General features: G+C 64.5%; 8 protein-coding genes and 1 pseudogene. All 9 read left to right on the forward strand.

Translation table 11 applies throughout. The features are described 5' to 3' along the window. Positions 1-91 precede the first annotated feature (91 nt). Positions 92-1,327 (forward strand): hypothetical protein, encoded by a 1,236-nt coding sequence (locus KSAC_RS16970; RefSeq protein WP_132307061.1) that lies wholly within the window; start codon positions 92-94, stop codon positions 1,325-1,327. 7 nt (positions 1,328-1,334) lie between these two features. After that, positions 1,335-1,886: a hypothetical protein gene (locus KSAC_RS16975; protein ID WP_243705449.1), complete on the forward strand. Its 552-nt coding sequence runs from the start codon at positions 1,335-1,337 to the stop codon at positions 1,884-1,886. A 34-nt stretch (positions 1,887-1,920) separates the two neighbouring features. Next, on the forward strand, positions 1,921-2,310 hold the full coding sequence (locus tag KSAC_RS16980; RefSeq protein ID WP_102326057.1) for a hypothetical protein: 390 nt from the start codon (positions 1,921-1,923) through the stop codon (positions 2,308-2,310). 85 nt (positions 2,311-2,395) lie between these two features. Then, positions 2,396-2,854 (forward strand): hypothetical protein, encoded by a 459-nt coding sequence (locus KSAC_RS16985; RefSeq protein ID WP_132307063.1) that lies wholly within the window; start codon positions 2,396-2,398, stop codon positions 2,852-2,854. After that, a complete protein-coding gene (locus KSAC_RS16990) occupies positions 2,851-5,937 on the forward strand; it encodes a type IV secretion protein DotO (protein ID WP_132307065.1) in 3,087 nt (1,028 codons plus the stop codon). Before KSAC_RS16985 ends, KSAC_RS16990 begins: the two co-directional genes overlap by 4 nt. Positions 5,938-5,978: 41 nt before the next feature. Next, positions 5,979-6,962, forward strand: a complete 984-nt coding sequence (locus KSAC_RS16995) for a TrbG/VirB9 family P-type conjugative transfer protein (protein ID WP_102326050.1) — start codon at positions 5,979-5,981, stop codon at positions 6,960-6,962. Next, positions 6,962-7,762 carry a toxin co-regulated pilus biosynthesis Q family protein gene (locus tag KSAC_RS17000; protein ID WP_102326048.1) on the forward strand — a complete coding sequence of 267 codons (801 nt, stop codon included), beginning with the start codon at positions 6,962-6,964 and terminating at the stop codon, positions 7,760-7,762. The genes KSAC_RS16995 and KSAC_RS17000 overlap by 1 nt, the downstream gene beginning before the upstream one ends. Then, positions 7,762-9,480, forward strand: a complete 1,719-nt coding sequence (locus KSAC_RS17005) for a pilus assembly protein PilN (RefSeq protein ID WP_102326046.1) — start codon at positions 7,762-7,764, stop codon at positions 9,478-9,480. Before KSAC_RS17000 ends, KSAC_RS17005 begins: the two co-directional genes overlap by 1 nt. Beyond that, positions 9,477-9,812: pseudogene (locus KSAC_RS17010) on the forward strand (hypothetical protein); the annotation flags it as partial. The gene KSAC_RS17005 and the pseudogene KSAC_RS17010, both read left to right, overlap by 4 nt.

Here is a 9,812-nt window from a genome sequence, read left to right on the forward strand (position 1 = left end):
ATCGGCGTCCTCTTCGACGAACCCGTCTACGCGCCCTGATCCGCACCCACAACCGGACATCCCACAATGGGGTGAGAAGGAGAGATACCCCATGAAAGGTAGCGCACTCATGCAGGACAATGACGGCGGCTCGGTCACGATGCTCCGCACGCCCGCAGCCCCACCAACGGGCGGTTCCGACGCCCAGCCCCCGCCCATGCAGCCGGGCTTTCGGCAGCCGGACAATACCGGCACGCAGACGCAATCCGCCCCCTCACAGGTCATGACCGCACGGGGGCATGTCCCGCAGGACGGAGCGCAGGCCCCGCGACCCGGCATTTCGCGCAGGACGCTTTATACCGGTGCGGCAGTCGTCATCGTCGCAACAGCCCTTCCGGGCTTTGTCGCCATGCGCCACGGCGTAAGCCTGCCGTTCGCTGCCACGCACGAGGTCGCTCATTCCAGCGACCCGGCCGTCAATCCCGCACCCGCATCGGCCCGCGCGGCAACCATCTCGCCGCCCCAGCTTGATGCAGCAGGCGTGTCAGCGCAGGGCGGCCCCGTGCAGCCGCCGACCCTGCCCCGGAATGCAGCCATTGCCCATCCTCCAGGCATCCCGGCGACCCCGGCGCCGGCGGGGATATCTGACGCGGCCCTGCCGACGTCATTGAATGTCGCCATGCAGCCAGCACAGCCACAGCCCCCCGCCCTGCCGTCTGCTCCTGTCACTGCCCTGCCTGCAGCACCCCCGACGCAGCCAGCGGTCGAAGCACCCTCCACCGCCCCCACGCAGCCGAGCGCCGAGGATCGCCTTCTCGTGGAGGTAAGTCACAGGATGGAAGAGCTGTCCGACCATGTGGACGCCCTTGAACATCAGCTCGACACCACGCAGCAGGCGATGGGAGAGCGACTGGCGACCAGCATCGGCGAATTCGGTGGCCGTCTTGATGAACTGCGCCACCGCCAGGATATGCTGGAAACGCAGGCTCATGAACAGGCGGCCAGCAGGGCGCAACCGCAGCCCGCGCCGGCTCCCGCGACCGAGGCTGCAGCACCGGCAAGTGCCGCGCCTTCAGCCGCGCCCCCCGCGAAAGCATCCCCCGCACCGGAAAAGAAGCCTGCGCGCCATGAAAGCGCACATCATGAAGCACCCGCCGCACCGGCGATTTCCCTGCCGCATTACACGGTGCAGGCGGCAGCCCCTGACATCGCCATCCTGACGGGGCCGGAAGGCAGCCCGATCCGGGTGGAACCCGGCACGGATCTCGGAGCGTGGGGCAAGGTTTCCACGGTCCGCCAGGAGCGCAACGGCTGGGTGGTCCAGACCGATCATGGCGTGATCCGGTAATCGTCCCATGCAGGGACTGTTCAACTTCATTGCGGATATCGGTTCGGCGCTGGAATGGCTCCTGCCGATGTTCTGCTACGTCGGGGGCAGCGGATTCCTGATCGGTGGCGTCTACGGGATCTACCAGCGCTCGGCGCAGGCGAACGGACTGGCCAGCCGTCCCTTCGTGCCCGAACTCATGATTCTGGCGGGAGCGACCTTCCTGTCCTTCCCGCAGTTCCTGAACATGGGCAACCAGACCCTCGGCTTCGACAGCACGGCTTCCCTGTCGGAAGGCAATGCGCCCGCCGCAGTGTCCATCGACGCCCTGACCAGCGCCGTTTCCGGTGGCCCGGTACAGGTCCTTACGGCAATCCTGCATCTCTTCCGGTTCTACTTCATGAGCTACGGCGCACTGATCGTCTACTTCGCGATCATCCGGCAGGTCGGCCGCGCCCGGGGCATCAACAACTCTTCCACCGGCCTGAACATGATCATGCTGGCCGGTGGCTTCTTTGTCATGAACGCGGACGTCATCGGCCCCATGCTCCTTCAGGAGCTGAACCTGACATCGTCATGAAAACGCTCCGCCAAATCCAAACGGTGAATCATCCATGAACAGACTTCATCAGGCACGAAAACTGGCCTCCATCCTCGGCGTTTCCCTCATCGCACTCCATCTGGCCGAGACAGCCGCGCACGCGCAGGCCATCGACCAGATGGCTCAGACCGCAAGTGCCCATGTCATTACGGCATGGGGCTACCTGCTGAACATGGTCTGCTGGATCGGCGGCGGCCTGCTCCTCGCGATCTCCGTATTCTCGTGGTACCAGCACCAGCGCAACGCCAATTCCGGCATACGGATGGGCATGGTCATTGCCGGTCTGGTCTGCGGCGGGTTGCTGCTGACACTGCCGTTCCTCGCCAAGACCGCGACATTTACCCTCTTCGACCAGTCTCCTGCGGTTACCGGCGAACAGAAGCAGATGCTGTTCGATCAGTGACATGTATGATCCTGTGATACATGCGAGGGCGCCGGAAGGCGCCCTCAGACTCTCGACACAGGGCATCCGGCCGGGACAGGGCTGCATGTGCTGCGGTCGCATCGACGCCCGTGTCACCGTGGCTGATGTCGTCGTGTGCCTGACCTGCGCTCCCGCCTACGCACTTGATGAGCCGGACATTGAAACGGTAGCAGCCCTCATATGGCTGCCACAGATGGATCAGGGCGTGCTGGGCCGTCTGGTCAGCGCCATCCATCTGGCCCGCAAACATCCTGAAATAACGGACGTAGCGGGCATGGGTGTGGCAGCAGACCACGCCAGCCGCACTTTCGGCGAACTCCATGCATTACGCGCAGAGGCCCGTGAACGCTTCGGCACGGACTCACCGGCCACGCTACGCCGGGTGGTCTCACGCACCCCGTCCCCCGATCTCGACGCCCGCAACGGCATGTCGGGACTGCGCATCCTCATGCGCGGAACATGGTTCGGTACAGACCCCGACTTCTATCTCCGCACGCTCCATGACCAGGCGACGGGCTCATGAAAACACGAACGCAGAAACACGAAGTCGGCCGCCGCGACATGCCACTACGCAGGACGACGTCCCCGACGGGCGCCATACTGCGCGTTCTTGCCAGCCTGTCGCGGGTATTCCGCCGCGACCTCACATCGTTCTGCGACCTTGCGACATGCGACGCGAGTGGCCTGATTACCTTCGGTGGCGATTACGCCACCGTCCTGCGCATCGGCGGCCTGCGCAGGCTGGCGACAAAACAGGACATCATCGACGCGGCCAGGGGGCTTCGCGACGAACTGGTGAGCCTGTTTACCGAACCCGGACATGCCCTGCAGTTCTGCTACGCCGCCGATCCGGATGCCGCCCAAGACGTGGTGGAGCGCAACCTTGCCGACCGGCGCGCGATCGCCCGCGCACTGAACGCCGGCTTCGAGGATATCTTCTCCGAACGCGCCCGCGTGCTCACGCCTTACATGCGCGAGGAACGCATATGGCTCGTACTATGGACACGCCCCGGCCGCCTTTCCCGCCCCGAACAGAAGCTGGCCGCGCGACGCCAGAAGCGCGACACGGCAATGCTTCCCCCGCTCGGTGACGCGCAGAACCCCTGCCTGTCGAACCCGGAACTGGCAACCATCCATACAGCCTTCGTCGGTCGCGTCATGGAGGCCATGTCCAAACGTGACGTCCTGGTGGACGAACTCCCGCCGCGCGACGGGCTGCGTGCGATCCGTGAGGAAATCCTTCCCGAAACCGCGAGCAGCACATGGACACCGTCCACACCCCTGGACCGCCCGCCGCAGCATATTCCCGACGAGGACAGGCCGGCGGACATTTCAGACATGCTCTGGCCGCCGCTGCGCGAACAGCTTTTCCTTGACGATGCCTATACGCGGGACTTTTCCACGATCCGCATCGGCGTGAATGACTGGACGCCGGTCGACATGACCCGCGCTCCGGACCCGAATACGCTGGCGCCGTTCACCGAACTGGCCGCGCGCATGGCCCAGCGCAGGATGCCGTGGCGGATGGGCGCGCTGATCGAGGGCGTACGGCCCGGCTACATGAACTGGAAGGCCGCGATCGCCACCTTTCTCAAATTCGGCACCAACAGGGCCATCCACATCGCCTTTCAGGAACTTGACGCCATCCGCGCGCGACAGGGGGAGGCGATCACCAGGCTCCGCGTCTCCTTTGCCACGCGGGCCAGCACGGGTGACGACGAACGCCTCGGAATCAGGGCCTCACGGCTGCAGCAGGCCATTGGGGCATGGGGCGGCGCAAGTGCGACACGGGTATGTGGCGACCCCCTTGCCGGTGTCATGTCCTCATCGCCGGGGCTCGCGATCGCCTCAACCGCGCCACCAACGGCAGCCCCCCTGACCGAAGCCCTTGCCCTGATGCCGTGGGCGCGGCAGGCATCGCCATGGCGCGACGGCGCCATCATGTTCCGTGCGGCGGACGGGAAGATCGTTTTCTTTGACCCATCCGGCGCCGGACGGGGCGCGGTGCTCGACCTTTTCGTCGGCCCCTCCCGTCGCGGCAAGTCCGTCCTCGATAACGCCCTGCTTCTCGGCACGCTGCTCAGCAATGCGAGCATGAGCGATGAAGGGCCGCGCATCCCCATGATCGGCAAGCTCGATGTCGGGGATTCAACCAGTGGCTTTGTCGATATGGCGATCAATGGCCTGCGCCCCGAGGACCGCCACCTCGCCTTGCACGTTCCCTTCCAGCTCATCGTCGACCACGCCTACAACATCTTCGACACCGAGGCGTGCTGCCGCAAACCCCTGAGCTATCATCGCACGTTTCTCGAAAACTTCCTCTCGCTGGTCTGCACCCCGCTGGATGGCAAGGCATTCGAGAGCATGAACCAGCTGATTTCGGCGGTGATCACCTGTGTCTATGAACTCTATTCCGATGAAGGGCCGTCGGTCAGGCCCAGGATGTACCGCGCCGGCATGCGCCCCGACGTGGACGCACGCCTCGCCAGCCTGCGCATCGACGTCGCGCAATACGCGACATGGTGGGACATCGCCGACGCCTTCGCGCAGGCCGGTGACATGCGGTTCGCACACTTTGCGACCCAGCAGGCGGTGCCCGTCATGGCGGACCTGCTGGACGCCATACGCGAAGACCGGATCAGGATTCCGTTTGAAAAGCCCAATCCGACAGGCGGACAGGAAAACTCGATCGACATCTTCCACCGCTACATCACTTCGTTCATCAGCCGCTATCCCACCCTGAACCAGCCGACCAGGCTGGATCTTGGCGATGCGCGCATCATCGTGGTGGATATTGCCCGCGTCGCACCCGAAGGGCACGGGGAGTCCCAGCGCCAGACGGAACTCATGTTCCTGCTTGGCTTCCAGATCATGGCCCGGAACTTCTTCCTCGACCCCGATGAAGCCCATGACGTCCCCGAGCATGTGCGCCCCCATCACGAACGGCGGTTTCGCGAATTCCGTGAATCCTTCAAGCGCATCGGCTGCGATGAATTCCAGCGTACGGCGGGTGCGCCACTCATCCAGCGCCAGTTCGAGGAAGCTGCCCGCCGCGCGGCCAAGCTCAACGTGAAAATCGGGCTCGCCAGCCAGAAACTCGGCGATTTCGGGACCTATCTCATCCAGCATTCCACCGGACGCTTCATCCTTGGCGCGGCCAACCCGGACGAAGCCACGGAAATTGCCGAGACGTTCCGCCTGACACCCGCTGGCCACCAGATCGTTGAAACCGGCCTCACCGGCCCGCGACAGGACGGGGCCGGATCTCCGCTGCTCCTGCAGATCCTCGTGCATGGCGCATGGTACGAACTGCATGTTCTCAACCTCATGGGACCGATCGAACTCTGGGCGCTTTCAACCACGCCCGAGGATACGGCACTGCGTCGACGGGTCTATGACGCCCTGGGCACGACCGAAGCCCGCCGCAGACTGGCGCAGGTCTTCCCGCGCGGCACGGCCCTGACGGAGATCGAGCGCCGGAAACAGGCCCGGACCCGACAGGGCGAGACGGCGACGGTGGCCATGGGTGGCGTCGTAAGCGAGCTGGCCTGCGAAATCATCAACGGCACGGGGCTGGGTACGGTCATCCGCGAAGAAAAAGCGTGACGCATGTCCGGACCCACAAACGATGCCGTGATACTGTCTTCATGAAACGAAACCACCTTCTGCTCGCGGTGCTGCCGCTCCTTGCCGGATGCACGGAGCATCCGGATACGGCGCCCGTCGATGTGACCACACCGGGACTGCCTTCGCCCGAACTGGCGCTCCAGCACAGTATCGACCGCGTTCACAGTTTCATGGGGAGCCTGAACCAACGGCTGGAAGTGCCATCCCCGGTAGCGGCCCCACCCGGCGCGGCCGAAGCCGCACTGGCGAAGACGGCTCCCGCTGCCGCGCCATCCGCATCACCCGCGCTGCCGGCGCCGGCCGCCACGCCGCAGACTGCCCGTCCCGATCCCGCACCCGTCTACGGCAAGGGCGGTATCGTATGGTTCGCCTATGCGGATGGCTCTCCTGTCATCACCTGTGCTGCGGGCGATCTGTGCATTGTGCGGCTGCAGGGGGGCGAGACGGCATCGCAGGATGCGGCAGTGCTGACCGGAAGTGCCGGCTGGCGGGCCGATGTGGTACGCGGCACGAAGGGCGTGCATGCAGGTTGGGCGGTCGCCATTTCAGCGACATCACAGGCGACCGAGGCCGTCCTGCGACTTGTGACCAACCGACGTTCCTACATCCTGCGCCTCACACCCCGTGCGCCAAGCATGCGGACGGTGGCCTTTGCCTACGGCGCGAATGATCCGGTTTCCCAGCCGGAACCGGCCGAGATACCCGCCAGCGGGACACATGACAGGTCGCCTCCCGACTTTTCCTATCGCATGAGCGGTGCGGAACCATCATGGAAGCCCATGCGCGTGTATCGCGACGGCGGCCGGACATACATCCAGTTTCCACCGGGGGGCATCAATGCCGCGCCCCGCCTGGTCATCGTCTCCCCGCAGGCATCAGGCGTGCAGGATTATGCGACGACCGGAGATTCCTACATCGTCAACCGGCCCGTCGATGATGCCCTGCTCATCGGACGGGAAGCCGGTTCCCCCACAATCCGCATTGTCCATGGAGGAAAGCAGTAATGCGACTGCGCCATCATGCCGCCGGCCTGTCCATTGCCATAGCCCTCGGCGGCTGCGCAGGGCAGGCCCCTGACGCGACCTCCCATATTTCGGGCGCGACGTTTCGCGATACGTCGGCATTGACCGTCTTTATTGCCGATATTCTTGCCAACAGCATGGACGCGCCCCAGTCGACGATCCAGCTTATGCCGTATTCGGGTCCGGATACGGACCACGCACAGATCCTGCTGAGCGACACACTACGCGAGCGCGGCTTTGCCATCTCACCGGAAGGCATGCGTTATCCGGGCGCCCACGGCGTGCGATACGCCGTCTCGCCGGTCGGCCAGAACCTGCTGCTCGAACTCGATGTCGATGACGCGGATGCAACCTGTCTTTACGGCCATGACGAAGACGGCGCCCTCCAGCGCGTGGGCAGTTGCACATTGCGCGCCGGTTCCACCCTGACACTGCGCATCCCCAGGGCAGGACCCGCCGGTATGGCGATCCACCCGGTCAGTCATTCGGTCGCAACTCCGACCGCGCCCGCTGCGCCGTCTGTCGAAATCTGGTCGCTTGTCGAAGGCCAGCCCATCCGCGACCAGATGATCGCATGGGGCGACCGCGCCGGATGGAAAGTCATCTGGCCGCATTCCCTGAACTGGACCGTGCCGGCGATGACCTCCTTCACCGGCGACTTCGTCAAGATCATGGGCGACGTGGTGCGCACCATCTCGGATGAAGGCAAATCCATTCACGCCGACTTCCATGCCTCGAACCGCATGCTGGTCGTCACATCCCCGGGCGGAGACAGCCGATAATGAAACCGTTCCGCACCCTTGTCGGGTCCTGCGCCCTTCTTGCCCTTCTCGCCGGCTGCAAGGATTTCAACACCGCGCACCGTAGCGAAGACGACATCCGCAAGTTCGCGCGCGAAAACCACGTCCCTGACCAGCCGGTCGTCACATTCAGCGACAAGCCCTGGCTTCTGGGGGACAGCATCCGGGACGTGGACCCGGTGCCCGAAACCCTGCTGCGACCGGCCGGCCTGACATTCGCACGCCCCATGTCGCTGCGCGATCTCGTCATGGCCGCAAGCCGGGTGACGGCAATCCCTGTAAGGATAGCCCCGGATGCCGACGCCGATGACAGCGGCGGGGAAACCATGGCCACTGCCATGCCGGTGGCGTTCAACGGGACAACACTCCCCCCGCCCCCGGGTGCAACGACGGCCGCCAGCGCCACGCGCGGTTCGGGCAGTGCTGCCCGAAGTGGCAGTTCGAGCTGGAGCCGGAGCGGCACATGGTTCGATTATCATGGCACCCGTGAAGGACTGTTCCAGACGATCGCCACACGCTTCGGCATCTCGCAGCGCTGGGCCGACGACCATATCGAGTTCTTCCGCTACCAGACCAGGACTTTCCCCATTCCGGCGTTTGCGGGCGAAACCACGTCGAGCAATTCCATCATCGCCTATACGGGCGGCGGTGGCGGTTCATCCGGCGGGATGGGCGGCGGCATGGGTAGTATGGGCGGCGGCATGTCTTCGGGCGGCATGGGTAGCGGTGGAGGCATGGGCGGCAACAGCGGTTCGTCCGGTCAGTCCATGGGCATGGGTGGCATCTACACCCAGACGAAGACGGATCGCTGGAAGAACCTCGAAAAAACCGCCCGAACCGTCTCGAACGGGGCACAGGTGGTCGCGGATGACGGCCTTGGCACGCTTTCCGTGACGGGTACGCCCGACCAGATCGCGCGCGTCGAGGACTGGGTGCACGCCCTTAGCGACAATATGCTCAAGCAGGTCGCGGTCGAGGTCCATGTCTACACCGTGAAGGTCTCGCGCGAGAGCAATTACGGCTTCAGTCCCCAGGTCTCCTTCACCTCCCATGGCGGACTGGTCGGGTTGACCTCAACGCCTGCCTCCATCCCGGCATTGCAGACTTCCGACACCCCCTTCTCGTTCGGCGCTTCCATCCTCGATACCGGCAAGGGGACTGGTGGCCTTTTCTCGGGCTCGAAGGTGGTGGTGCAGGCCCTCCAGCAGATCGGCAATGTCACGGAACAGTATGACCGCTCGGTAGTCACCACCAATGGGCTCGTGGCGCCATTCCAGAACGGGATCAACACGACCTATCTTGAAAACTCCAGCTCCATGCTCGCGACCAATGCCGGGTCATCCAGCACCCTCTCTCCCGGCGTCGTCATGTCCGGGTTCATGGGGTCGGTCACTCCCAAGGTCATCGACAACCGCATCCTGCTTCATGTGAACTTCCTGCTGCAGACACTGCTGTCGATCACCACGATCACCAGTAACGGGTCCTCCATTCAGGCGCCCAAGACGTCGAGCACTTCGCTCGACGACACGGTAACGCTCCAGAACAATTCGACCCTCGTCCTCAGCGGCTACGTCGACGACGCCACCCAGCGCACCCGAAACGGCGTTGGCTCGGCAATGAACTGGCTCTTCGGCGGCGGCGGGGACGCCGTGGTCCAGAAAACCCATGTCGTCGTAACCGTGGAGGCGCACACCCTATGAAGAGGACCCTTCTGGCCGCGACCATGATGGCAACCCTTCCGGCGACCTGTCTCGCAGCGGATATCCCGCTGCCCTCATGCGCCCTCCACCTCGCGCAACCGCCCGTCGGCGGCGTCCTGACCGAGGAGCAGATCGACACGAACAATGCCTGCATCCTGACCATGCAGCAGGAGACGTCGGTTGCGGAAGCCGCAGCCAAGATCGAGGAGGCCAACCGGCGCGCTTCAGGGAAACAGGAGAAAGCTTCCGTCGCAGCACCTGTCGGGTATCCCGCGGTCGCCAGCCGCGTCATGGCACCGCCGCAACCGGCCATGCCGCAGCATCATATGGAG

It is taken from the genome of Komagataeibacter saccharivorans, assembly GCF_004348195.1.
Classification (GTDB): domain Bacteria; phylum Pseudomonadota; class Alphaproteobacteria; order Acetobacterales; family Acetobacteraceae; genus Komagataeibacter; species Komagataeibacter saccharivorans.

Bases quoted from the DNA above. Each gene is read 5' to 3' on its own strand.
- KSAC_RS16975 (WP_243705449.1), top strand. From the start codon at position 1,335: ATGCAGGGACTGTTCAACTTCATTGCGGATATCGGTTCGGCGCTGGAA.
- KSAC_RS16970 (WP_132307061.1), top strand. From the start codon at position 92: ATGAAAGGTAGCGCACTCATGCAGGACAATGACGGCGGCTCGGTCACG.
- KSAC_RS16985 (WP_132307063.1), top strand. From the start codon at position 2,396: ATGTGCTGCGGTCGCATCGACGCCCGTGTCACCGTGGCTGATGTCGTC.
- KSAC_RS17000 (WP_102326048.1), top strand. From the start codon at position 6,962: ATGCGACTGCGCCATCATGCCGCCGGCCTGTCCATTGCCATAGCCCTC.
- KSAC_RS16995 (WP_102326050.1), top strand. From the start codon at position 5,979: ATGAAACGAAACCACCTTCTGCTCGCGGTGCTGCCGCTCCTTGCCGGA.
- KSAC_RS17005 (WP_102326046.1), top strand. From the start codon at position 7,762: ATGAAACCGTTCCGCACCCTTGTCGGGTCCTGCGCCCTTCTTGCCCTT.
- KSAC_RS16990 (WP_132307065.1), top strand. From the start codon at position 2,851: ATGAAAACACGAACGCAGAAACACGAAGTCGGCCGCCGCGACATGCCA.
- KSAC_RS16980 (WP_102326057.1), top strand. From the start codon at position 1,921: ATGAACAGACTTCATCAGGCACGAAAACTGGCCTCCATCCTCGGCGTT.